General features: G+C 64.4%; 22 protein-coding genes. 11 read left to right on the forward strand and 11 right to left on the reverse strand.

What is annotated here, in order from left to right; translation table 11 throughout:
* Positions 1–19 precede the first annotated feature (19 nt).
* The gene (locus tag QQK95_RS29070) at positions 20–829 is read left to right on the forward strand and encodes a purine-nucleoside phosphorylase (RefSeq protein ID WP_284277837.1); all 810 of its coding nucleotides are present in this window, start codon (positions 20–22) and stop codon (positions 827–829) included.
* The gene (deoA, locus tag QQK95_RS29075; RefSeq protein WP_284277838.1) at positions 829–2,148 is read left to right on the forward strand and encodes a thymidine phosphorylase; all 1,320 of its coding nucleotides are present in this window, start codon (positions 829–831) and stop codon (positions 2,146–2,148) included. The genes QQK95_RS29070 and deoA overlap by 1 nt, the downstream gene beginning before the upstream one ends.
* Here the strand turns inward: deoA and QQK95_RS29080 are convergent, their stop codons facing one another.
* From QQK95_RS29080 to QQK95_RS29090, 3 genes are all read right to left on the reverse strand, one after another.
* A complete protein-coding gene (locus tag QQK95_RS29080) occupies positions 2,149–2,712 on the reverse strand; it encodes a TIGR02281 family clan AA aspartic protease (protein WP_019861161.1) in 564 nt (187 codons plus the stop codon). It abuts the gene before it with no gap.
* Between the two features lie 121 nt (positions 2,713–2,833).
* Complete coding sequence (gene upp, locus QQK95_RS29085; protein ID WP_010911460.1) at positions 2,834–3,463, reverse strand: uracil phosphoribosyltransferase; 630 nt, start codon at positions 3,461–3,463, stop codon at positions 2,834–2,836.
* Between the two features lie 126 nt (positions 3,464–3,589).
* The gene (locus tag QQK95_RS29090; protein WP_019861162.1) at positions 3,590–4,564 is read right to left on the reverse strand and encodes an adenosine deaminase; all 975 of its coding nucleotides are present in this window, start codon (positions 4,562–4,564) and stop codon (positions 3,590–3,592) included.
* A 134-nt stretch (positions 4,565–4,698) separates the two neighbouring features.
* Between QQK95_RS29090 and ubiE the strand changes: the two genes are divergently transcribed.
* From ubiE to coaBC, 3 genes are all read left to right on the forward strand, one after another.
* A complete protein-coding gene (gene ubiE, locus QQK95_RS29095) occupies positions 4,699–5,475 on the forward strand; it encodes a bifunctional demethylmenaquinone methyltransferase/2-methoxy-6-polyprenyl-1,4-benzoquinol methylase UbiE (protein ID WP_019861163.1) in 777 nt (258 codons plus the stop codon).
* 67 nt (positions 5,476–5,542) lie between these two features.
* Complete coding sequence (gene ubiB, locus QQK95_RS29100; RefSeq protein WP_284277841.1) at positions 5,543–7,117, forward strand: 2-polyprenylphenol 6-hydroxylase; 1,575 nt, start codon at positions 5,543–5,545, stop codon at positions 7,115–7,117.
* 90 nt (positions 7,118–7,207) lie between these two features.
* Positions 7,208–8,677: a bifunctional phosphopantothenoylcysteine decarboxylase/phosphopantothenate--cysteine ligase CoaBC gene (coaBC, locus tag QQK95_RS29105; protein WP_284277842.1), complete on the forward strand. Its 1,470-nt coding sequence runs from the start codon at positions 7,208–7,210 to the stop codon at positions 8,675–8,677.
* A gap of 58 nt (positions 8,678–8,735) precedes the next feature.
* On the opposite strand, the gene QQK95_RS29110 is transcribed toward coaBC, so the two are convergent.
* Positions 8,736–9,314, reverse strand: coding sequence for an invasion associated locus B family protein (locus QQK95_RS29110; protein ID WP_284277843.1), 579 nt, complete (start codon positions 9,312–9,314; stop codon positions 8,736–8,738).
* 418 nt (positions 9,315–9,732) lie between these two features.
* On the opposite strand from QQK95_RS29110, the gene QQK95_RS29115 reads away from it, so the two are divergent.
* Both QQK95_RS29115 and QQK95_RS29120 read left to right on the forward strand, forming a co-directional pair.
* A complete protein-coding gene (locus tag QQK95_RS29115) occupies positions 9,733–10,041 on the forward strand; it encodes a hypothetical protein (RefSeq protein WP_284277844.1) in 309 nt (102 codons plus the stop codon).
* A gap of 126 nt (positions 10,042–10,167) precedes the next feature.
* A complete protein-coding gene (locus tag QQK95_RS29120) occupies positions 10,168–10,644 on the forward strand; it encodes an NUDIX hydrolase (RefSeq protein ID WP_284277845.1) in 477 nt (158 codons plus the stop codon).
* Positions 10,645–10,646: 2 nt separating this feature from the next.
* Here the strand turns inward: QQK95_RS29120 and QQK95_RS29125 are convergent, their stop codons facing one another.
* From QQK95_RS29125 to QQK95_RS29145, 5 genes are all read right to left on the reverse strand, one after another.
* Complete coding sequence (locus QQK95_RS29125; RefSeq protein WP_284277847.1) at positions 10,647–11,498, reverse strand: citryl-CoA lyase; 852 nt, start codon at positions 11,496–11,498, stop codon at positions 10,647–10,649.
* The gene (locus QQK95_RS29130; RefSeq protein WP_284277848.1) at positions 11,495–12,679 is read right to left on the reverse strand and encodes a CaiB/BaiF CoA transferase family protein; all 1,185 of its coding nucleotides are present in this window, start codon (positions 12,677–12,679) and stop codon (positions 11,495–11,497) included. Before QQK95_RS29130 ends, QQK95_RS29125 begins: the two co-directional genes overlap by 4 nt.
* Before the next feature lie 14 nt (positions 12,680–12,693).
* Positions 12,694–14,217, reverse strand: a complete 1,524-nt coding sequence (locus tag QQK95_RS29135) for a tripartite tricarboxylate transporter permease (protein ID WP_284277849.1) — start codon at positions 14,215–14,217, stop codon at positions 12,694–12,696.
* A gap of 4 nt (positions 14,218–14,221) precedes the next feature.
* Entirely contained in the window at positions 14,222–14,758 is a 537-nt protein-coding gene (locus QQK95_RS29140; protein WP_284277850.1) for a tripartite tricarboxylate transporter TctB family protein, read from the reverse strand.
* A gap of 132 nt (positions 14,759–14,890) precedes the next feature.
* The gene (locus QQK95_RS29145; protein WP_322791234.1) at positions 14,891–15,868 is read right to left on the reverse strand and encodes a Bug family tripartite tricarboxylate transporter substrate binding protein; all 978 of its coding nucleotides are present in this window, start codon (positions 15,866–15,868) and stop codon (positions 14,891–14,893) included.
* A gap of 180 nt (positions 15,869–16,048) precedes the next feature.
* Between QQK95_RS29145 and QQK95_RS29150 the strand changes: the two genes are divergently transcribed.
* Together QQK95_RS29150 and QQK95_RS29155 are read left to right on the forward strand one after the other, a co-directional pair.
* Entirely contained in the window at positions 16,049–16,819 is a 771-nt protein-coding gene (locus QQK95_RS29150; RefSeq protein WP_284277852.1) for an IclR family transcriptional regulator, read from the forward strand.
* A 280-nt stretch (positions 16,820–17,099) separates the two neighbouring features.
* Entirely contained in the window at positions 17,100–19,574 is a 2,475-nt protein-coding gene (locus tag QQK95_RS29155) for an EAL domain-containing protein (protein ID WP_284277853.1), read from the forward strand.
* A 23-nt stretch (positions 19,575–19,597) separates the two neighbouring features.
* Here QQK95_RS29155 and QQK95_RS29160 read toward each other — a convergent pair whose 3' ends face one another.
* Both QQK95_RS29160 and QQK95_RS29165 read right to left on the reverse strand, forming a co-directional pair.
* Entirely contained in the window at positions 19,598–20,137 is a 540-nt protein-coding gene (locus tag QQK95_RS29160) for a GNAT family N-acetyltransferase (RefSeq protein WP_284277854.1), read from the reverse strand.
* A 125-nt stretch (positions 20,138–20,262) separates the two neighbouring features.
* Complete coding sequence (locus QQK95_RS29165) at positions 20,263–20,493, reverse strand: YdeI/OmpD-associated family protein (RefSeq protein ID WP_284277855.1); 231 nt, start codon at positions 20,491–20,493, stop codon at positions 20,263–20,265.
* A gap of 169 nt (positions 20,494–20,662) precedes the next feature.
* On the opposite strand from QQK95_RS29165, the gene QQK95_RS29170 reads away from it, so the two are divergent.
* Together QQK95_RS29170 and QQK95_RS29175 are read left to right on the forward strand one after the other, a co-directional pair.
* Entirely contained in the window at positions 20,663–21,121 is a 459-nt protein-coding gene (locus tag QQK95_RS29170) for a DUF2214 family protein (protein WP_284277856.1), read from the forward strand.
* Positions 21,122–21,376: 255 nt separating this feature from the next.
* The gene (locus tag QQK95_RS29175; protein WP_284277857.1) at positions 21,377–22,354 is read left to right on the forward strand and encodes a tripartite tricarboxylate transporter substrate-binding protein; all 978 of its coding nucleotides are present in this window, start codon (positions 21,377–21,379) and stop codon (positions 22,352–22,354) included.
* Positions 22,355–22,401: the final 47 nt, after the last annotated feature.

A 22,401-nucleotide genomic window follows, 5' to 3' on the forward strand; every position in this document is an offset into this window, starting at 1 on the left:
AAATGAAGAGCGGGCTGCAATGACCGAAAAGGCCGTGGACCATCTGATCGAAAGGCTGGACGGCCTGGCGCCGTCGACGGCGCTGGTGCTGGGATCTGGCCTCGGCGTCCTTGTCGACCGGATCGAGCACCCGATCCGCGTCCCCTATGCCGACCTGCCCGGTTTCCCCAGGAGCGGCGTCAGCGGCCATGCCGGCGAAGTGGTGGCGGGCCTGTTTGCCGGCACGCCGGTGCTGATGCTGTCCGGCCGCGCCCATTACTATGAGCATGGCAACGCGGCAGCGATGCGCCCGGTGCTGGAAGTGCTCGCCGGCATCGGCATCACCAAACTGATCCTCACCAACGCCGCCGGTTCGGTCGACCCGGACATGCCGCCGGGCTCGGTGATGATGCTCACCGACCATATCAATTTCTCCGGCAGCAATCCGCTGATCGGCGAGCCCAGCGACCGCCGCTTCGTCGGCCTGACCGAAGCCTACGATGCGGGCATCCGCAAGGCGATCGAGCACGCCGCCAAGGCGACCGGTACCGCGCTGCACAAGGGCGTCTATATGTGGTTTTCCGGCCCGTGTTTCGAAACGCCGGCCGAAATCCGCATGGCGCGCATCATGGGCGCCAACGCCGTCGGCATGTCGACCGTGCCGGAAGTCATTCTCGCCCGTTTCCTCGGCCTGCGCGTCGCCGCCTGCTCGGTCATCACCAATCTGGCGGCCGGCATGACCGGGGCCGAGCTTTCGCATCAGGAGACCAAGGACATGGCGCCAGTCGGCGGGTCGCGGCTGGCAACGGTCCTGCACAGAGTGTTCCGCGACGGACTGCTGGAGAGCTGATGCTTCCGCAGGAAATCATCCGCCACAAGCGAGACGGCCACAGGCTCTCGGCCAGCGAAATCGCTGCCTTCATCGGCGGCGTTACCTCGGGCGCCGTCACCGATGGCCAGGCCGCGGCTTTCGCCATGGCGGTGTTCTTCAACGGCATGAACCGCGACGAGGCCGTGGCCTTGACGCTGGCCATGCGCGATTCCGGCGATGTCCTCGACTGGTCGGACCTGCCCGGCCCGGTGACCGACAAGCATTCGACCGGCGGTGTCGGCGACAATGTCTCGCTGATGCTGGCGCCGATCGTCGCCGCCTGCGGCGCCTATGTGCCGATGATTTCGGGCCGTGGCCTCGGCCATACCGGCGGCACGCTGGACAAGATGGATGCGATCCCCGGCTACATCAGCCAGCCCGATATCGCGTTGTTTCGTCAGGCGGTGCTGGAAACCGGCTGCGCCATCATCGGCCAGACCGCCGATCTGGCGCCGGCCGACCGCCGGCTCTATGCCATCCGTGACGTCACCGGCACCGTGGAATCGGTGCCGCTGATCACCGCCTCGATCCTGTCGAAGAAGCTGGCCGCCGGCCTGGGCTCGCTGGTGCTCGACGTCAAGATCGGCAATGGCGCCTTCATGGAGAAGTCGCGCGACGCAACCGCGCTCGCCAACAGCCTGGTCGAGGTCGCCAGCGGCGCCGGACTGAAGGTCTCGGCACTGATCACCGGCATGAACGAGCCGCTGGCCTCGGCCGCCGGCAATGCCGTCGAGGTGCGCAACGCCGTCGATTTCCTCACCGGCCGCCTGCGCGACCGGCGGCTGGAAGATGTGACGCTGGCGCTGGCCGCCGAAATGCTGCAGTCGGCGGGACTGGTGTCGTCCAACCAGGACGGCTTGCGGCGCGCCACAGAGACGCTCACCAGCGGCCGCGCCGCCGCCACCTTCGCGCGCATGGTGGCGGTGCTCGGCGGCCCGGCGGATTTCATCGAGAAGCCGGAGAAATATCTGGCCGTGGCGCCAACGGAATTGGTGGTGAGGGCGACGACGGACGGCTTCGTCTCCGGCATCGCCACGCGCGACATCGGCCTTGCGGTGGTTGGCCTGGGCGGCGGGCGCACGACGCCCGACGACAAGATCGATCCCAGCGTCGGTATCACCAGGCTGCTGCCCATAGGCGCTGAAGTCCGTGCCGGAGACGCACTGGCACTGATCCACGCCCGCTTGCCCTCCGATGCCGAGGCGGCGGCCGCGACTGTGCTTTCGGCTTATGCGATCGGCGCCTCGAAACCACCGGCGGACAAAACCGTCATGCGGCGGATCCTGCCGCGCGGTTGACTACTGGACAAGCAGCAACGTACCGTTTTCGGCCTGATATTTGCCGAGCCGGTTGAGGAAGCTCATGCCGATCAGGTTGGTGCTGAGCGCCCGGTCGTCGAGCACGATGGCCTGCACATCTTCGACGCTGATGCTGCCGATCTGCAGCCGGTCGATCATCACCACGGCCGCCTTGATCGAACCGTTGGCGGTGTTGACCTCATGGCTGAAATCGGACGGATTGAGCGACAGCCCGATCCTGCGCGCCGTCGACGTATTGACCGCGACCAGCGTCGCGCCGGTGTCGATCATGCCGTCGACCTGACGGCCGTTGAGTTTGAAGGTGGTCGAGAAATGTCCGCGCCCGTCCGCTGTGACGGCGACCTTGCGGCCGGTCGGCAGCGGCGCGGCCGGCTTGTCGGGAACCGACGCCAGGCTGACCTGCGGTTGTGCCTCGACCTCGGGCCTGGCCGTCACCGTCGATTTCAGCAGGTTTTCGAATATCTGCGGATTCGACTGATAGATGACCGGGATCGATGCCGATGTCCCGGCAAAGACGCTGAGGATGAGAAGCTTGCGCAGCATGGATCGGCCTTTGTGAGAGCCGATTCATTATCGCCGGATGGTGTTCGCCGCTTTAACGGGCGCCGAAACCATGTCTTTGCGTAAACGCTTGGTAAATCGTACCAGGCAACTTTGCCTGATACTACTTCGTCCCGTACATGCGGTCGCCGGCGTCGCCCAGGCCGGGCATGATGTAGCCCTTCTCGTTGAGCTGGCGGTCGATGGACGCGGTGAAGACTGGAACGTCCGGATGCGCCTTGGTGAAGCGCTCGATGCCCTCGGGCGCCGCCAAAAGGCAGAGGAAGCGGATATTTGTGGCGCCGCGCCCTTTCAGTTTGTCGATCGCCGCGATCGCCGAATTGGCGGTCGCCAGCATCGGGTCGACGACAATCACCAGCCGGTCGGCGAGATCGCTTGGCGCCTTGAAGAAATATTCGACCGCCTCCAGCGTCTCGTGGTCGCGATAGAGGCCGATATGGGCGACGCGCGCCGCGGGCACCAGGTCGAGCAGGCCTTCCAGCAGACCGTTGCCGGCGCGCAGCACCGAAGCGAACACCAGCTTCTTGCCCTCCAGTGTCGGCGCTTCCATGGTCTCGATCGGCGTTTCGATGGTTGTCGTCGTCAGTTCGAGATTGCGCGTGACCTCGTAGCCGAGCAGCAGCGATATCTCGCGCAACAGCCGCCTGAAACCGGCCGTGGACGTCTCCTTCTTACGCATGATGGTCAGCTTGTGCTGGACAAGCGGGTGGTCGACGACGGTGACGCCCTTCATGATGTTCTCCTGATGCGTGTCGCCCGGCGCGCGGACGCGCTTCAGGCAGCTGGAACGACCCTAGCGACTATGGACCGGCCAAGGAACCGCTTGGCCGCCATCGACCACAGCTTTGTCGGAAGAAAATCAGCGCGCCGCTCCGTTCAGCCGGGCAAGAAGTGCCGCCTTGGTCTTCCTGTCGACAAAGGCGGCTTCGATGGCGGTTTTGGTGACGGCGGCCAGCGCCTTTTCGTTCATCGCAAAATGCTCCGCCGCGAGATCATACTCGCGCTTCAGCGACGTCCAGAAATAGGGCGGGTCGTCGGAGTTGAGCGTCACCTTGCAGCCGGCGGCCTGCAAGGCGGGAAACGGATGGTCGGCAAAACTGTCGAACACTTTGAGCGCGATGTTGGAGCCGGGGCAGCACTCCAGAACGATGCCTTCATCGGCGATGCGGCGGACAAGGTCCGGGTTCTCGATAGCGCGCACGCCGTGGCCGATGCGCGAGGGGCGGATATGGTCAAGCGCCGCCTGGACCGTCTCCCAGCCTGTCAGTTCGCCGGCATGGATGGTGATGCCGAGCCCGGCCTCGCGGGCGATCTCGAAAGCCCGGACATAGTCCTCCATCTCGCCCATGCGCTCGTCGCCGGCAACGCCGAAGCCGGTGACCAGCGGATTCCCGCAGCGCGCCGCGAAGCGTGCCGCCCGTTCGATCGATTCCACGCCGACATGGCGCACGCCGGTGACGATCATGCGGCCCTCTATGCCGGTCTTGGCCTTGGCGCGCAGCATGCCTTCGCCCAGCGCGTCGGTATAGGCCTTGGGCGAGAGCCCGGCTTTCGTCGCATGGTCCGGCGAGGTGAAGACTTCAGAATAGATGGCGCCATCGCGTGCAAGGCTGGTCAGATAGTGGTCGGCCAGCCGGGCGTAATCCTCTTCGGTGCGGAACAGATCGGCGGAAAAGTCGTAAGCCGCGAGAAACGACGTAAAATCGTGCCAGACGAAGGAGCCGTTCTGGATATAGGGCGCGGTATCCTTGCCGTATTTCTGCGCCTGGCGGATGACGAGTTCTGGCGCCGCTGCCCCTTCAATGTGGCAGTGTAGTTCCGCTTTCAAAGGCATTCAAACATCCCGTCGGTCAGTCCAGGTCTTGAAAACCCACCACCTGGAAGCGCGGCTGAACACCGCGCCTTAAACAATAGCGCCCACAGCATCGATCGGCTATGGTCCCGCCGGTTTTATGACGGATCAAAAAAATGTCAGTTGAGAGAACCACGGCCGCGGGCGGCATGGAAACCTCCTATGGTTTCAAGCGTGTGGGGGAAGGCGAAAAGCAGTCCTTGGTCAACGATGTTTTCCACAAGGTCGCCAATCGCTACGACCTGATGAACGACCTGATGTCGGCCGGCCTGCACCGGCTGTGGAAGGATGCCATGGTCACCTGGCTCAATCCGCCGAAGCGGCAGGGCTGGAAGGTCCTGGACGTGGCCGGCGGCACTGGCGACATCGCCTTCCGGATCGTCGATGCCAGCCATGGCAACGCCCACGCCACCGTGCTCGACATCAACGGCTCGATGCTCGGTGTCGGCCGCGACCGCGCCGAAAAGAAGGGCCTGTCCGGCAACACCGATTTCGTCGAGGCCAATGCCGAGGAACTGCCCTTCACTGACGCCACCTTCGACGCCTACACCATCGCATTCGGCATCCGCAACGTGCCGCGCATCGATGTCGCGCTCGCAGAAGCGTTCCGCGTGCTGAAGCCCGGCGGCCGGTTCCTGTGCCTGGAATTTTCCGAGGTCGAGATGCCGCTGCTCGACAAGGCCTATGAAGCCTGGTCGTTCAACGCCATCCCCAAGATCGGCAAGATGGTCACCGGCGACGGCGAGCCCTATTCCTATCTGGTTGAATCGATCGCGAAATTCCCCAACCAGCAGAATTTTGCGGCAATGATTTCCCGCGCCGGTTTCGACCGCGTTTCCTTCCGCAATTATTCCGGCGGTATTGCCGCGCTTCATTCGGGCTGGAAGCTTTGATTCTGGCCCGCATTTCTCATCCCCGATATGGCTCATGCCGGTCGCAAGGACCGGCCCGGGTGCGGCCATGAGCAGCGTCGGCGCCGGTTTCAGGCTCGCGCGGGCCGGCTGGGTGCTGGTGCGCGAGGGCGTCATCGCCGCCCTGCCGGGCGAGGAACTCTCCGGCCTACCGAAACTCGGGTGGCGGCTGGCGCGGCTGTTCACCCGCCGCCGCGCGCTCGCCTATGAGCGCAGCGACCGGCTGGCCAAGGCGGTGGTCCGGCTCGGCCCGTCCTATGTCAAGCTCGGCCAGTTCCTGGCGACGCGGCCCGACGTCGTCGGCAACGACATGGCGCTCGATCTCGCAATGTTGCAGGACAAGATGCACACCTTTCCGAAGGCCGAGGCGGTCGCGGCCATCGAAGCCTCGCTTGGGCGCAAGGTGGGCGATCTCTACGCCGAGTTCGGCGACCCCGTCGCCGCCGCTTCGATCGCCCAGGTCCATGCCGCCGAAGCCATTCATAACGGCGCTGCCACCAAGGTCGCGGTGAAGGTCATCCGGCCCGGCGTGCGCCGCCGCTTCTTCCAGGATCTCGAGAGTTATTTCCTCGCCGCCCACCTGCAGGAGAAATATATCCCCTCCTCGCGCCGGCTGCGGCCTGTCGAGGTGACCGAGACGCTGGCGCAGACCACCAAGATCGAGATGGATTTGCGCCTCGAGGCGGCGGCACTCTCCGAACTTGGGGAGAACACCAAGGACGATCCGGGCTTTCGCGTGCCATCCGTCGACTGGGAACGCACCGGCCGTGACGTGCTGACCATGGAATGGGTCGACGGCGTCAAGATGAACAACATCGCAGGCCTGGAGGAGGCCGGCCACGATCTGAAGGCGATCGCCGCCAATCTCATCCAGTCGTTCCTGCGCCACACGCTGCGCGACGGCTTCTTCCACGCCGACATGCATCCGGGAAACCTGTTCGTCGAGGCCAACGGCACCATCGTCGCCGTCGATCTCGGCATAGCCGGACGTCTTGGCAAGAAAGAGCGCCGCTTCCTCGCCGAAATCCTCTACGGCTTCATCACGCGCGACTATCTGCGCGTCGCCGAAGTGCATTTCGAGGCCGGCTACGTGCCGCGCCAGCACAATGTCGCGGCCTTCGCGCAAGCGATCCGCGCCATCGGCGAGCCGATCCACGGCCAGCCGGCCGAGACCATTTCCATGGCCAAGCTCCTGACGCTGCTGTTCGAGGTGACGGAACTCTTCGACATGGCGACAAGGCCCGAACTGATCCTGCTGCAGAAGACCATGGTGGTGGTCGAGGGCGTGGCGCGCACGCTCGATCCGGCCTTCAACATGTGGAAGACCGCCGAGCCGGTGGTCGGCGGCTGGATCGCCGGAAACCTTGGCCCGCGCGGCATGATGATCGACGCGCGCGACGGCGCCAAGGCGTTGCTGACGCTCGCCCGCCAGGCGCCGGAGCTTGCCGCCCGCACCGACCGGCTGTCGCGCGAGATCGACCTGATGGCCGAGCACGGCCTGCGCTTCGACGAGACCACGGCGCGTGCCATCGGCAAGGCCGAGGCGCGCTATGGCCGCTCCGGTCGCGTCGCGCTATGGGTGATTGCGCTGACGCTGGTCTATATCGCCTGGAAGATTCTTTAGGCCCGAAATCGAAGCTCGAGCCCGCAACTTGCGGCAAAATGATTGCATTGCTATCATTGCCATCGGACAAGATGAGCAAAGTGCAATCACATGGCAAGCATCACGATCCGCAACCTTGACGATGAGGTCAAGGAGCTGCTGCGCCGATTGGCGGCGGAAAACAACCGCTCCATGGAGGAACAGGCTAGGGTGATGATCCGCGCCGCAGTCGACGGTCGGATCGGGTCGGGCCGCATCGACCAGATCGAAAAGACTTTGCGCGACCTGACCAGCATGCACGTCGCGGCCACGCCGGTTGCCTCTCCAGCAGGCAAGACCCTGCCGCAGGGCACCCTTTCCGGCAGGCGCATCCTGCTCATCATCGGCGGCGGCATCGCCGCCTACAAGGCGCTGGACCTGATCCGCCGGCTGCGTGAGCGTGGTGCGGCAATACGGGTGGTGATGACAGCGGCCGCACAGGAATTCGTCACCACTCTGTCGGTTGGCGCGCTGTCGGCCGACCATGTTTTCACCGAATTGTTCGACCGCAATGACGAGCACGATGTCGGCCATATCAGGCTGTCGCGCGAGGCAGACCTTCTGGTGGTCGCGCCCGCCACCGCCGATTTGATGGCCAAGCTTGCCAACGGCCACGCCAACGATCTGGCTTCCACTGTACTGCTGGCCACCGACAAGCCGGTGCTGATGGCGCCGGCGATGAACCCCAGAATGTGGGCGCATCCGGCCACCCGTCGCAATCGTGCGACCTTGGGGAAGGACGGCGTCACTTTCGTCGGCCCGGCGAGGGGCGAGATGGCCGAAAGCAATGAGGCCGGCGAAGGCCGCATGGCCGAGCCGCTGGAGATCGCCGCCGCCGTCGAGGCGCTGCTCGATGCAGGTCCCAAGCCGCTGGCAGGGCGCAAGATCATCGTCACCTCCGGCCCGACGCACGAACCGATCGACCCGGTGCGCTATATCGCCAACCGCTCCTCCGGCAAGCAGGGCCACGCCATCGCCGCCGCATTGGCAAGGCTTGGCGCCGATGTGCGCCTTGTCTCCGGTCCCGTAAACATTGCCGATCCGGCCGGTGTGAAGACCATCCATGTCGAGCGCGCGCAAGAGATGCGCGATGCGGTTGAACAGCTTCTGCCCGCCGACGCCGCGGTGTTCGTCGCCGCCGTCGCCGACTGGCGCACCGAGAATTCGGCCGGCGAAAAGATCAAGAAGGTGGCGGGCGAAGGACCACCGGTGCTGCGCATGGTGGAGAACCCCGACATCCTTGCCGGCGTCGGCCATCACAGCCAGCGACCAGGCCTCGTCGTCGGCTTCGCCGCCGAGACGCAGGATCTTTTGCGCAACGCCGAGGCCAAGCTCGCGAAGAAAGGCGCCGATCTGATCGTCGCCAACGATGTGTCGCACGAAAGCGGCATCGGCCCTTCAGGCGTCATGGGTGGTGACCGCAACAAGGTGCGGATCGTGTCGAAGGCCGGCGTTGAGGAATGGCCCGAGATGACCAAGGACGAGGTGGCCGCGCGGCTCGCCACCCTCATTGCCGAGCGGCTGAAAACAACAGTCGTTTGACCCGCATTGGATATGCGGCGCCAGTTAGGCGCCGCGCATCAGATCCCCGACTTCGGCGTCAGTTCGACAAAAGCTCCGCCGTACGAGCGAGCGCGCCGCCGAAACCGTTGAGCGGAATGGAAAAACTCACCGCTTGTCCCGTATCCGCCGCGAAGGCGTCGATCTTCAGCGTGGTGCCGTTCTTGAGCAGTGGTGTGACATTGGCGTCGAACGCCACCGGCACCAGGCAGCCGACGACCTGGCAAGTGTTGAATGCCAGGCTGCCGTCCAGCTTCTGGTCGTCGATGCTCAAGGTGACGCCCTTGGCGAGCGCCAGCCCAAACGGCAGGGCTAGAGTTCCGGTCGCGTCTTCGCCGGTCTTGCTCGAAAGCTCGATCGCCAGCAGCCGCTGGTTGCTTTGCTTGTTGAACTGCTGGTGCGACAGGCTGCAGACCTTGTTCGTGCCCGATATCTGGCAATTGACCGTCCAGTCGCCATGGGTTTCGGACAAGGCCGATGCCCCACCCGGCAGTTGCGGCGCATCGGCCGCGGCGGGCGGCGCCGCCACCTTGTCGCCCTTGGTCTGCGCGGCCAACGCCGGCATACCGGCGATGCAGGCCACACCCAGCATTGCAACCAAATACGCGTATTTCCTCATCAAGACCTCTCCCGCCCGGCTCCGTCTCGAGCCAGCCTGGAAACTGGCTGTGAGAGACGCGCTGACTGCATTCTGTTTGACCGTTTCCCCGAAGGCGCCGTTATGCCTGAAGGACATGCCGACGCCATTGACACCATTCAGCCCCAGGCCAGCGCCGACCCGATAGAGCGGCGAATCGATCGCTTCCGTCAAGTGCAATGCGAGGTTGCCGGGTAGATTCTCTGCCCGCCTTCGAGCTCCCGCTCCTTGCTGGAGAACCCCACCCCGGCCTTTCCATGATTCCGCAGCCGCAGGCCGGATGCCCGGGACAGGGCGGAGTCGCGATAGAATTCAAGGCGGCCCATGGACCAACCATGGCATCGCCGGACAAACACCCTATATTGCGGGAATGAGCAGGATTTTTCGCGGGAATGCGCCAATGTCGGCGCGTCGGCTATTGGTGAGACTTGCATCGGCGATGCTGGCCGCGACTTTTGTGGCCGGCTTTGCGCTGCCCGCTTCCGCCCAGGTGGCCAATCCTGCGATCAACAGCAACACGCTGATCCAGCAAAACGATCTGCAGGCCTTGCAGAGTCGCATTCAGCGGCAGCAATTCCAGCAGCAGCAACAGCAGTACCGCGACCAGGACCGCGTAATCGTCCAGCAGCCACCACCGGTCGTGCCGCAGGTCAGGCCGGGCTGCCAGACGCAGATCATCGGCACAACCGCCGTGAGCACCTGCCGCTGACAGGCGGGGCTTCTTTTATTTAGCCGACTTACATGATAGGGGAACCTTGAGGGTGCCCCTGCGGCAGTTTGGGTTTGCAAAGGCGCCGCGTCACGCTATGGGCACTGACCGACTGGACTATTGCAGATGACAGCCACGAAGAAAAAGGCCGTGCGCCGGGCCAAGAAAGGGGAAAGAATCCGCCAGGTGGCGGCAATACCCTTTCGGCTGAACGAGCATGGCGACATCGAGGTGATGCTGGTCACGTCGAGAACGACCAAGCGCTTCATCGTCCCCAAGGGATGGCCGATGAAAGGCAAGAACGGACGCAAGGCAGCCACCATCGAGGCGATGGAAGAAGCCGGCGTGCTCGGCAAGACCCTGAAGCAGCCGGCTGGCACCTATTCCTACTGGAAGCGGCTGGCCAACCGCTTTGTCCATGTCGATGTCATCGTCTACCTGCTTGAGGTGACCGAGGAGCTGGCCAACTGGCAGGAGGCCAAGCGGCGACAGCGGGCATGGCTGACGCCGGCCGACGCGGCGATGTTGATCGACGAACCGGATCTTTCGACGCTGGTGAAGACCTTGACGCTTCCCGGGCCTATGCCGCCTGGCGAGGCATAGGCTCACTCACCAGCCTCGCCTTCCCCCGGAAACGGCCGCGGCGGCGTGCCGGTATGGGCCCACAACCATTCACGTGGCAGCGGTCCCTTGTTGCGCTCGCTCTGCTGCGACTGCTCCCAGGCATGCGCCAGGATGCCGACGGAGCGTGACAGCACGAAGAGCCCGCGCGTCAGCGGCGGTGGGAAGCCGAGTTCGCCATAGATGACGGCCGTGGCGCCATCGATGTTGAGCGGTATCCTTTTCCCCTTGCGGCGTGCGACCTCCGCCTCGATCGCCTCGGCAATGTCGGCGAACCGTCCATTGATGACGCCACGCGCGGCAAATTCGCGGGTCAGTTCCAGCAGGCGCGGTGCGCGCGGATCGACCGGGTGAAAGCGGTGGCCGAGCCCCGGCACATAACCCTTTTCCCCAGCGAAGAACCGGTCGAGCCGGGCCGAGACCGCCTCCCCCAGCGCCGTCCCGCCATCGATCGCCAAGGCGATATCCCCGTAGAAGGACAGCGCCTGTTCGCCGGCGCCGCCATGCACGTCGCCGAGCACATTGATGGCCGAGGCCATGGCGCTGTTGATGCCGACACCACAGGTTGCCGCCATGCGGGCGATGGCGATCGACGGCGCCTGCGGCCCATGGTCGACCGCCGCGCCCAGCGCAATGCCGAGCAGTGCCGCCTGGTCTTCGCTGGGCAATTCGCCACGCAGCATCAGCCAGATGACAGCCGGGAAGCTGACGCGGCCGATCAGGTCCTGGATTTCATAGCCGCGCAGCCGGATGACGCCGGGGCTCATCTCGATGATGCCGGTCTGCCACCATTCCTCGCCGCGCTCACGGCCTGACTTCTTCTCCACGTCGCTCATGCCCGTGCCTTTGCCTTGGCGCGCGACGGCAAGTCGGCAAAAACCTCGTCCATATGCGCGCCGAGCGCCGGTGGCGGCTTGGTCGGCAAAGGCGCCTTGCCATCGACCATGAAGCCGCCGCGCAATACGGTCAGCGGCCTGTCCATCCCAGCGACATCGTCGAAATTCGCGGTCACCTGGCGTTCCAGCACTTGCGGCTCGGCCAGCACTTGCGGAATCGTCAGCACCCTGCCCGCCGGCACGCCTGCCCGGTTCAATCGCTCCTCCCAGGCGGCCGCCGGAGCATCCGTCAGGGCATCCTCGATCTCGGCTTTCAGCGCCGCACGGTTCTTCTTGCGCGTCTCGCGCTCGGCAAAGCGCGTGTCCGACGCCAACTCCGGCCGTCCGATCAGCCGGCAAAGCGTCACGAACTGCTCCTGCTTGTTGGCGGCGATGTTGAGCAATCCATCACCGGTGCGGAAGGCACCTGAGGGCGCAGCCGTCATGTTCTCGTTGCCCATAGGCTTGGGATCGACCCCTGCCGTCAGATAGTTCGACACCGGCCAGCCAAGCGCGGAAAGCGTGCATTCGAGCATCGAGACGTCGAGAAAGGCGCCCTCGCCCGAGGTCTTCTGCCTGACCAGCGCCGATGCGATCGCGAACGCGCCGACCAGGCCGCCCAGCGTATCGGCGACCGGATAGCCGACGCGCAGCGGCGCCGTCTCCGGCGTGCCGGTGATGCTCATGATGCCCGACAGGCCCTGGATGATCTGGTCGTAGGCGGGGTTGTCGCGCATCGGCCCGGTCTGGCCAAACCCCGATATCGCGCAATAGACGAGGCCAGGGCGGACCGCCTTCAGCGCTTCATGGCCGAGGCCAAGCCGATCCATCACGCCGGGGCGGAAATTCTCCACCAGCGCGTCGGCACTGGCGACCAGGTCGAGGAAGCGCTCGCGATCTGCTTCTGTCTTCAGGTCGAGCATGACGGATCGTTTGCCGGCGTTCTGCGCCAGGAACGAGGCGCCCATGCCGGCCTGGTTGAGCCTTGGCGAGCCGCCGAGCTGGCGCGCCAGGTCGCCGCCTCGCGGTCCCTCGACCTTGATCACATCGGCCCCCAGCAGCGCCAGTTGATAGGCACAATAGGGCCCGGCCAGAACATTGGTCAGGTCGAGGACGCGGATACCGGATAGCAGGTCAGTCATGTCTTCTCAGTCGGTCAGGCATCGCCCGGCACATGCTCCGGCCCACGCCGCCGGCGGTGTTCGATGAAGGCCCAGATATGCGGCCCGACCAGGCCGATGAAGGCGAGCGTCAGCAGCGTCAGCGACAGCGGATGCTTGTAGAACACCGACCAGTCGCCATTCGAGATGGTCATCGCCCGGCGGAACTGGGTTTCGGCGAGCGGCCCCAGGATCATGCCGATGATGACGGGCGCGGTCGGGAAATCGAAGCGCCGCATCAGGAAGCCCGCCGCCCCCAGGAGATAGAGGATGACGAGGTCGATGGGCGACTGCGAGATGCCGTAGGTGCCGACGGTCGCGAACACCAGGATGCCGGCATAAAGCTGTGGCGCCGGGATCTTCAGCAGCCGCACCCACAATCCGATCAGCGGCAGATTGAGGATGACGAGGATGACATTGGCGATGAACAGGCTGGCGATCAGGCCCCAGACCAGATTGGCCTGCGTCGTCAAAAGCAGCGGCCCGGGATTGATGCCGTAGCTCTGGAACGCCGACAGCATGATCGCCGCCGTCGCCGAGGTCGGCAGGCCAAGCGTCAGCATCGGCACCAGCACGCCGGCGGCCGACGCATTGTTGGCGGCCTCCGGGCCGGCAACGCCCTCGATGGCGCCGACCGTGCCGAACTCCTCCTTGTGCTTCGACAGCTTCTTTTCGATGGCATAGGACAGGAAGGTCGGAATCTCGGCCCCACCGGCCGGCATGGCGCCGATCGGGAAGCCGATCGCCGCACCGCGCAGCCAGGCCTTCCATGAGCGGCCCCATTCGGCCGCGGTCATGTAGAGCGAGCCTTTCAGCGGCACGATCTCATCCTTACCGGCATAGCGGCGCGAGGCCATGTAGAGCGTCTCGCCGACCGCGAACAGGCCGACGGCGGCGATGATGACGTCGACGCCGTCGAGCAGTTCGGTCGTGCCGAAGGTGAAGCGCGGCTGGCCGGTCTGCAGGTCGACGCCGATCATGCCGATGACGAAGCCGGCAAACAGGCTGGCAAGCCCGCGCACCGAGGACGAGCCGAGCACGGCCGAAACCGTGATGAAGGCCAGCACCATCAGCGAGAAATACTCCGCCGGACCGAAGGCCAGGGCGAACTTGACCACCACCGGCGCCAGGAAGGCAACGCCCAGCGTGCCGATCGTGCCGGCGACGAAGGAACCGATCGCCGAGGTGGCAAGGGCAGCACCCCCACGGCCGGACCGGGCCATCTTGTTGCCCTCCAGCGCGGTGACGATCGTGGCGCTTTCGCCCGGGGTGTTGAGCAGGATCGACGTGGTGGAGCCGCCATACATGGCGCCGTAATAGATACCTGCGAACAGGATGAAGGACGCTTCCGGCGCCACCTGATAGGTGATCGGCAGAAGCAGCGCGATGGTCAGTGCCGGCCCGAGGCCCGGCAACACGCCGATGGCTGTGCCGAGCGTGGTGCCGAGCAGGCACCACAGAAGATTGATCGGGGTGAAGGCGACCGAAAAGCCGTGGGCGAGCTGTTCGAGCGTGTTCATGGGCTCACGCTCCCAACGCGCCGGCGATCGCGTCGATCGCCGTGTTCAGCTGGTTCTCGATGAAGCCGGCGCCGATGTTGACGCCGAGCGCCCTGGCGAAGCCGAAATAGGCAGCCAGCGCCAGGACAAGGCCGGTGAGCGCGTCACGCAGCGTATGCCTGCTGCCGAAGCCGTAGCAGACGAGGACGAACATGATCACCGATGCCGCGGTGAAGCCGAGCAGCCGGATGAGCAGCAGGTTGGCGACCAGGCCGATGACGACGAAGCCCATCGCCTTCCAGTCGGTCGGCGTTTCCTTTTCCTCCTCCGGCTGCCAGCCGCCGCGAAACGCGGCGAGGATGAGCAGCAGCGAAAGCACCACCAGGCCGACCATGGTAAGGTAGGGAAAGACGGTCGGGCCAACCTTGGAATAGAGCGGCGACACCGGGATCGCCAGCGTCTGCCAGGCCACGGCGCCGGCACAGGCGAGAAGCCCGATGCCAACAAGCAATTCCGGCACGGCAAGGCGCAAGGGCGCCGTCGGCTGGTTGATGGTGCTCATGGAATGTCCTCCCCAGGATTACGGGCCAAGACGGCTGTCATCGGCCTTCATGCTGTCAGCCATCTCATCGGCGATGCGATCGACGGACTTGAGAAAATGAGGGACGGCTCGCGCCGTCCCCCTGGGGAAAAATCAGGCGAGGCCGAGATCCTTGAGGATGGCTTCGATACGCGCCGAATCCTCGGCGACGAATTTCGCATAGTCGTCGCCGGTGAGCAGGATGGGCGTCCAGTTGCGGTTCTTGCATTCGGTCGCCCAGGCATCGCTCTTGGCCATGGTCTCGACCAGCGCGATCATCGCCGCCTTGTCGGCGTCGGACACGCCGGGAGGCGCGAAGACGCCACGCCAGTTGAACAGTTCGACGTCGATGCCGGCTTCCTTCAGCGTCGGCGCGTCGATGCCGTCCTGACGCTTGTCGGCGGAGATTGCGAGCAGCCTCAGCGCACCCGCCTTGACCTGTTCGGAGAATTCGCCAAACCCGGAAATGCCGGCCGCGACCTGGTTGCCGAGCAGCGCCGACAAGGCCTCGCCGCCGCCGGCGAACGGCACATAGGAAAGACTTGTCGCCGGAACGCCGACCGTCTTGGCGATCAGGCCGAACAAGATGTGATCGGAGCCACCGGCTGAACCGCCCGCGACGGGAACCTTCGTCGGATCGGCTTTCAGCGCGGCGACGAAATCGGCGGCCGTCTTGAAGGGCGACTCCGCAGGCACCACCAGGGCCTCGAATTCGCCGGTGAGACGGGCGATCGGCGTGACTTGCGTCAGATTGTTGGCGGCCTTGTTGGCGATGATGGCGCCGACCATGACCATGCCGGCGACCATCAGCGAATTGCCCTTGCCGTTCCACTGGCTGATGAACTGCGGCAGCCCGACCGTGCCGCCGGCGCCGCCGACATTGGTGATCTGCGAGCCGGAGATCAGCTTCTCCGCGCGCATCACCTGATCCATCGTGCGCCCCGTCTGGTCCCAGCCGCCGCCGGGCGCCGCCGGAACGAATATCTGGATCTGCGGTGCGCCTTCGGCGAAAGCGGGCGTGAGATGAAGTCCTGCAAGGCCGGCAGCGCCTGCCGCGGCCGTGCTCATCAAAAATCTGCGTCTGTTCAGCATGGGATTCCTCCAGATCACGACACCTCCTCCGGTGCCTGCCAAACGCGCCTGCGTTCACAGACCCGTGATCGAGTTCAAGCAGATGTTACCGAGTTCTGTCAACGGGAACGACATTCTGCTGGACAGAATGATCCAACAGCGCGACAGACTGGCCCTCGGGCATCTCCGGGCGGAATTGCAATGGACTTACCAAGCAGATCGACTGATACGGAAAGCCGGCGCGCGTCCGCCGAAGGCGTCGCGGCCCTTGATCGGGCGATCGCCATCCTCGATGCCTTCACCACGGCCGACCGCTCGCTCAGCCTGGCCGAAATCGCGGCGCGCACCGGCCTTTACAAGAGCACCATCCTGCGGCTGGCGAATTCATTGCTGCGCGGTCAGCTGCTCGAGCGCCTCGACGACGGGCGCTATCGTGTCGGGCCCGCAACCTTCCGGCTGGGCGCGCTCTATCAGCGTTCGGTCGTCGCGGTCGACATCCTGCTGCCGATCATGCGCGACCTTTCCGAGCGCAGCTGGGAGAGCGTTGCCTTCTATGTCCGTTCGGGCGACGTCCGCACCTGCCTCTACCGCGTCGAATCCAAGCACCCGATCCGCTACACCATACGCGAAGGCGACATATTGCCTTTGCTTGTCGGCTCAGGCGGGCGCGTGCTTGCGGCGTTTTCCGGCGAGCCGGGCGAGCCCTATGAGACCATACGCCGGACCTGCAACTGCCTCGCCGTTGGGGACCGCGACCCCGAGACGGCCGGCGTCTCGGCCCCGGTATTCGGGCCAGGACGCATCCTGCTCGGCGCGCTGACGCTCGCTGGCCCGAGCACGCGCGTCGATGCCGCCTTCCTTCAGCGCATGAAAAGGCCGCTGCTCGAGGCGGCGGCCCGCGCCACCCGCGCCTTCGGCGAGGATGCCTCGATGCTCGAACAGGCAAGTCTTGCGGCCGAGACGCTGCCCTAGCCCGCGGTTACGGGTCCGAAAAGGACCGACAAGCTTCGAATACAAACTGATTCAACTTGAAGCAGTCACTTGACGTCGCGTAATACTCAGCTACCCAAATCAAGAAAAGGCTTCATAGAGAACGGAACTATTTATTTGCTGTTAAGTCCCGCGTGATACCCGGTTGTTGTCGCCATTTGAGCGACATGAGAGAAGAAAATCGTCTCAACCGACGGGTGAAACAGTCGGACAGACGCGCTGACAGGATCATGGCACGTCCGTGAATTCGAAGCCGTCATCGATGGACGCCAGCCCCCGTCTTCTCGGGCTCGTCTGGCCGTTCATCGCCGTCGTCCTCATCCAGGCGCTGGTCGCCAGCCTGAGCCTACACACGCTTTCGGCGGTTCGCGCCTATGTCGGCGGCGAAAGCCAGTGGTCCAAGGGGCAAAAGCACGCCATCTATTTCCTCAGCCTCTATGCGGGCACCGGCAATGAGGAGTTCTTCACCGAGTATCGCGAAGCGATCGCCGTTCCGCTGGCCGACCGTTCGGCCCGCCTGGCGCTGGAGCAGCCCGAGCCCGATACAGAGGCAGCGCGCACAGGCTTTGTGCAAGGCAGAAACCACCCGGACGACGTCGCCGGGATGATCTGGCTGTTCCAGAATTTCCGGAACTTCAGCTATCTCGACACCGCCATTCGGGACTGGGCGGCGGCCGACACGATGATCCTCGCCATCCAGCAACTCGGCGATACGATGCATGCGACGCTGGGCAAGGGGCCGGCTTCAGCAGCCGAGATCAGCGCCTGGAAAGCGGAGATCCATCGGCTCGATCATCAGGTCACCCCATTGTCCAAGGCCTTCTCGGACAGTCTCGGCGAGGGATCACGCTTCATCCGGATGCTGCTTACCTCCGCTAATCTCGTCACCGCCGCATTGTTGATCCTGCTTGCCGTGTGGCGCACGCGCAAGCTCCTGGCACAGCGCCAGGCCTTCCAGTTGGCGCTCAATGCCGAGCGCGAGCGCGCCCAGGTCACACTGGCTTCGATCGGCCAGGCCGTCGTCAGCACCGGCCGTGACGGGCGGCTCGACTACATGAATGCGGTTGCCGAGAAACTGCTGGCCTGCCCGCTCGGCACCGCCCGGGGCAAACCCATCGCAGCGTTCTTTTGCCTCGTCGACAAGGACACCGGCGTTGAAGAAACGCAGTTGGTCGAGCGTCTCCTGGCCGGCGAAGCGCGCCGCTCCAGCGCCCGTCCACAATTGCTGCAGCGGCCGGACGGCTCCGTTGTTCCCGTCGCACTGACCGGCGCGCCGCTGCTCGTTTCCGGCGAGGTCGTCGGCGCCGTGCTCGCCTTCCACGACATGACGCGCGAAGAAGATTACATCGAACGGCTTTCGTGGCAGGCTTCGCATGATGCGTTGACCGGGCTCGCCAACCGGCGCGATTTTGAAGGCCGGCTCGAAAGGACCATCGTCGAATTGCAGGGCCAGCCCCGGCAGCACGCCTTGATGTATCTCGATCTCGATCAGTTCAAGCTGGTCAACGATACGTGTGGCCATGCGGCGGGCGACCAGTTGCTGCGCCAGATCTCGGCGCTGCTGACGTGCGAATTGCGGCCGGGCGACGTGCTGGCGCGACTGGGCGGTGATGAGTTCGGCGTGCTGCTCGTCGATTGTGAAGCCAATGAAGCGTGCGACATCGCCGAACGGCTGCGCGCGGGAGTGCAGAACCTGCATTTCGTCTGGGATGGCCGGCCTTTCAACACCAGCGTCAGCGTCGGCATGGTGGAGATCGCCAACGCGCAGGTGACGATCGAGGAAACGCTGCGGGCCGCCGACGTCGCCTGCTACATGGCCAAGGAAAAGGGCCGCAACCGCGTCCAGATCCACAGCGACGGCGACGTGGACTTGCGCGAGCGTTTCGGCGAGATGGCCTGGGTGCAGCGCCTGCACGCCGCGCTGGAGCAAGGCCGTTTTCGGCTTCACGCGCAGGAAATCTGGCCGCTCGACGACGACATCGTCGAGGCGGGGGCGCATATAGAGATCCTGTTGCGGCTGACCGACGAAGACGGCAGCTTCGTTACCCCACAGAGTTTCATTCCAGCGGCCGAGCGCTATGGCCTGATGCCATCGATCGACCGCTGGGTGGTTCGCAACACCTTCCGCATCCTGGCCGCCCGGCAAGCCGATCCGCGCACGCCGCCGATCGCCACATGCGCCATCAATCTTTCCGGCGCGACTTTCGGCGACGAGAGCTTTCTCGGCTTCCTGCGCGAGCAGTTCCTCATCCATGGCATTTCGCCCACCATGATCTGCCTGGAGATCACCGAAACCAGCGCTATCGCCAATCTCACCAATGCCATGCGATTCATCGCCGACCTGCGCGGCCTGGGCTGCCGCTTCGCGCTCGACGATTTCGGCTCCGGCATGTCGTCCTTCGCGTATCTGAAGCACCTGCCGGTCGACTACCTCAAGATCGACGGCAGCTTCGTCAAGGACATGCTGGACGACCGCATCGACCGCGCCATGGTCGAGATGATCCACCATATCGGCAAGGTCATGGGCAAGCGTACCATCGCCGAGTTTGTCGAGAGCGACGGTATCGCGGCCGCGCTGAAGACCATCGGCGTCGACTATGCCCAGGGCTATGGGATCGCCAGGCCGACGCCGTTCGATGCCTCGACGGTGCTGCTAGGCCGAGGCGTCACGCCGGCCGCCGAAAGCGTCGATCCATGGGCCGATCTGGCGCGGAAGCTGCGCCGCAAGGCGGGCTAGTTCACGGGAGCCGCAATCCCGGTTCAAGACAGCCGCTCCAGCAGCACGGTCGGGGCGTCATGATAGGTGGTCCGCAACACTTCGCGATAGCCGACCTTGTCAGCGACATTCAACGAGGCTGTATTCTCGGGATCGATGATGCAGACGGTTTTCACCCGTCCGAAGGTCTCTTCGCCCCAGGCCAGCACACGGCCGACGACCTCCGTGGCGAGGCCCGCCCCATGCACTTCCGGCGCTAGCGCCCATCCGGCCTCGGGAATGCCTTCGATCGACGGTTCCATGTCGCGCTTCAGGTCGTGAAACCCGGCCTCGCCGACAAAGCGCCCCGTCGCCTTCTCCTCGATCGCCCAGAAGCCGTAGCCGAGCAGCGACCACAGGCCGGCGTGACGCAGGAAGCGCATCCAGCTTTCCTCGCGCGTGCGCGGCTTGCCGCCGATGAAGCGGGTGACGGCCGGCTCGGCCCACATCGTGGCATAGGCGTCGAAATCCTCCAGCCGGTGCGCCCGCAGGATGGTTCGCTGCGTCTCGATGACGGGAGCGACGGTCACTTTGCGGTTGTCCATGGGATTTGCCTCGCTGATCTTGTCCGCGTTTAGCAAATCCCCCCTGCGGTGCAAGGGCCAGCGGAAGACGCGCCATCATCCAGAACCGCAATGTGCAAGGTTCTGCAACGGCCCGAAGCAGATCTTCAGCCGCGCCAGACCATGTTCATGTAGACACCGCCACGTTGCAGTTCATCCAGCATCTGGTCGAGCCGCTTCTGCCTGGTGTCCGGGCGCTTGGCACGGGCAATCCAGCCGAGATAGTCGTTCTTCTGGTAGTCCGGCCGGGCCTCATAGGCAGTCATCAGCCCGCGTTCCGTCAAGACGGCGAGGATAAGCTCAGGCATCGGATTCAGGGGGCGTTTCAGTCCGGTCATGCCCGCGAACCTAACGTGCCCGGATCGGGCGTCAACGCAGCTTAGACCAGGGGGCAGCTTTCTGTGGGAATTTTGCCCGGCGATGTTAATTTCCCGGCAGGCTGATTCAGCACATTTGCGGCGCGACCTTTTCAGACGCGTGGCTGGTGCTCAACCCAAGGGAAGAAACATGGACACGACCGACCTTGTGCTTGCCATCGTCCATCATCTGCTGGTGTTTTCCCTGGCAGGGATCATCGGCGCCGAATTCGTGCTGATCCGCGGCGATTTGCCTGCCGTAACCCTCAAGCGACTCGCCCGCATCGACCGCCACTATGGCATCATCGCCTCACTCATCATCGTCGTCGGCATCGGCCGTGTCTTCTGGGGCCTCAAGGGATGGGAGTTCTACATCCACAACTGGATGTTTTGGGCCAAGATGGCGGCCTTCGGCATTGTCGGCCTGCTGTCGATCATCCCGACCGTGCGCTTCATTTCCTGGAACCGGCAGGCCAGCGCCAATCCATCCTTCGCCGTGCCGGCGGGCGAACTGGCCTCGGTGAAGACCTATATCCGCGCCGAGGCCTTCGTCTTCCTGCTGATCCCGGCTTTCGCGGCGGCGATGGCGCGCGGTTATGGCTACCAATAGATCTGGAATAGAACGAGAGCGGGCAGAGGTCTGCCATCCGTATTTTCCGGCACCGGTCGATTTTCGACCGTTTCGGATTCCGCTTTCTGGCTCAAACATCTACCCGTTGCGTGCCGGCGGCCGCGGATAATCTCGGTTTGCCATTTGAGTCCGATTGCAATCTATTGGCCTGCGCTGGTTGTTGTTTTCATCCGCGGCCGGCATTGAGAGGAGTTCCGCGCAGCGGTTTATTCATATCCCGGGAGGAGAATTACGATGCGAAAATTTGTTGCCGCTCTGGCCGTAGCCGCGGTCGTCACGCTTTATTCGTTGGCCGCCGACGCACAATCCTATCCCGAACGCACCATCACCATTGTCGTGCCGTTTGCGGCCGGCGGTCCGACCGACACCGTCACCCGCCTTGTCGCGGAAGCCATGTCGAAGGATCTCGGCCAGCAGGTCATTGTCGAGAATGTCGGCGGCGCCGGCGGCACGCTCGGCGCGGGCCGCGTCGCCAGTGCCGATCCCGATGGCTACACGCTGCTCCTCCATCACATCGGCATGGCGACGAGTGCGACGCTCTACAGAAAGCTCGCCTACGACACGCTGAACGCCTTTGAATATGTCGGTCTGGTGACCGAAGTGCCGATGACTATTATCGGCCGCAAGGATATCCCGCCGACCGATCTCAAGGGGCTTGTCGAATACGCCAAGGCCAACAAGGACGCCATCACAGTCGCCAATGCCGGCATCGGCGCGGCCTCGCATCTGTGCGGCATGCTGTTCATGAGCGCCATCGGCACGCCGCTGGTCACCGTGCCCTACAAGGGCACCGGTCCGGCCATGACCGATCTTCTCGGCGGCCAGGTCGACATCATGTGCGACCAGACGACCAACACCACCAAGCAGATCCAGGGCGGCACGATCAAGGCCTATGCCGTCACCTCGCCGGAGCGCCTCGACGTGCTGGAGGATGTCCCCACGACGATCGAAGCCGGCCTTCCCGCGGTGCAGGTCGGCATCTGGCACGGCCTCTATGCGCCGAAGGGCACGCCGGCCGAGATCACCGACCGCTTGTCGAAATCACTCCAGGTCGCCTTGAAGGACCCGAGCGTCATGGCTCGCTTCGCCGAACTCGGCACCAAGCCGTCATCGGAAGCCGACGCGACGCCGGCGGCGCTGAAGGCCAAGCTGGAAAGCGAGATCGCGCGCTGGAAGCCGATCATCGAAGCCGCGGGCCAGTACGCCGACTGATGGCTTGAACGGGGCGCCAGCGGCGCCGCGTTCGCTTCACCCGTTTT

The sequence above is a fragment of the Mesorhizobium huakuii genome, from assembly GCF_030160235.1.
Classification (GTDB): Bacteria; Pseudomonadota; Alphaproteobacteria; order Rhizobiales; family Rhizobiaceae; genus Mesorhizobium; species Mesorhizobium huakuii.

Excerpts from the sequence above, each read along its gene's own strand:
- QQK95_RS29070 (WP_284277837.1), top strand. The coding sequence starts at position 20 with ATGACCGAAAAGGCCGTGGACCATCTGATCGAAAGGCTGGACGGCCTG.
- deoA (WP_284277838.1), top strand. The coding sequence starts at position 829 with ATGCTTCCGCAGGAAATCATCCGCCACAAGCGAGACGGCCACAGGCTC.
- QQK95_RS29080 (WP_019861161.1), bottom strand. The coding sequence starts at position 2,712 with ATGCTGCGCAAGCTTCTCATCCTCAGCGTCTTTGCCGGGACATCGGCA.
- upp (WP_010911460.1), bottom strand. The coding sequence starts at position 3,463 with ATGAAGGGCGTCACCGTCGTCGACCACCCGCTTGTCCAGCACAAGCTG.
- QQK95_RS29090 (WP_019861162.1), bottom strand. The coding sequence starts at position 4,564 with ATGCCTTTGAAAGCGGAACTACACTGCCACATTGAAGGGGCAGCGGCG.
- ubiE (WP_019861163.1), top strand. The coding sequence starts at position 4,699 with ATGTCAGTTGAGAGAACCACGGCCGCGGGCGGCATGGAAACCTCCTAT.
- ubiB (WP_284277841.1), top strand. The coding sequence starts at position 5,543 with ATGAGCAGCGTCGGCGCCGGTTTCAGGCTCGCGCGGGCCGGCTGGGTG.
- coaBC (WP_284277842.1), top strand. The coding sequence starts at position 7,208 with ATGGCAAGCATCACGATCCGCAACCTTGACGATGAGGTCAAGGAGCTG.
- QQK95_RS29110 (WP_284277843.1), bottom strand. The coding sequence starts at position 9,314 with ATGAGGAAATACGCGTATTTGGTTGCAATGCTGGGTGTGGCCTGCATC.
- QQK95_RS29115 (WP_284277844.1), top strand. The coding sequence starts at position 9,733 with ATGTCGGCGCGTCGGCTATTGGTGAGACTTGCATCGGCGATGCTGGCC.
- QQK95_RS29120 (WP_284277845.1), top strand. The coding sequence starts at position 10,168 with ATGACAGCCACGAAGAAAAAGGCCGTGCGCCGGGCCAAGAAAGGGGAA.
- QQK95_RS29125 (WP_284277847.1), bottom strand. The coding sequence starts at position 11,498 with ATGAGCGACGTGGAGAAGAAGTCAGGCCGTGAGCGCGGCGAGGAATGG.
- QQK95_RS29130 (WP_284277848.1), bottom strand. The coding sequence starts at position 12,679 with ATGACTGACCTGCTATCCGGTATCCGCGTCCTCGACCTGACCAATGTT.
- QQK95_RS29135 (WP_284277849.1), bottom strand. The coding sequence starts at position 14,217 with ATGAACACGCTCGAACAGCTCGCCCACGGCTTTTCGGTCGCCTTCACC.
- QQK95_RS29140 (WP_284277850.1), bottom strand. The coding sequence starts at position 14,758 with ATGAGCACCATCAACCAGCCGACGGCGCCCTTGCGCCTTGCCGTGCCG.
- QQK95_RS29145 (WP_322791234.1), bottom strand. The coding sequence starts at position 15,868 with ATGCTGAACAGACGCAGATTTTTGATGAGCACGGCCGCGGCAGGCGCT.
- QQK95_RS29150 (WP_284277852.1), top strand. The coding sequence starts at position 16,049 with ATGGACTTACCAAGCAGATCGACTGATACGGAAAGCCGGCGCGCGTCC.
- QQK95_RS29155 (WP_284277853.1), top strand. The coding sequence starts at position 17,100 with ATGGACGCCAGCCCCCGTCTTCTCGGGCTCGTCTGGCCGTTCATCGCC.
- QQK95_RS29160 (WP_284277854.1), bottom strand. The coding sequence starts at position 20,137 with ATGGACAACCGCAAAGTGACCGTCGCTCCCGTCATCGAGACGCAGCGA.
- QQK95_RS29165 (WP_284277855.1), bottom strand. The coding sequence starts at position 20,493 with ATGACCGGACTGAAACGCCCCCTGAATCCGATGCCTGAGCTTATCCTC.
- QQK95_RS29170 (WP_284277856.1), top strand. The coding sequence starts at position 20,663 with ATGGACACGACCGACCTTGTGCTTGCCATCGTCCATCATCTGCTGGTG.
- QQK95_RS29175 (WP_284277857.1), top strand. The coding sequence starts at position 21,377 with ATGCGAAAATTTGTTGCCGCTCTGGCCGTAGCCGCGGTCGTCACGCTT.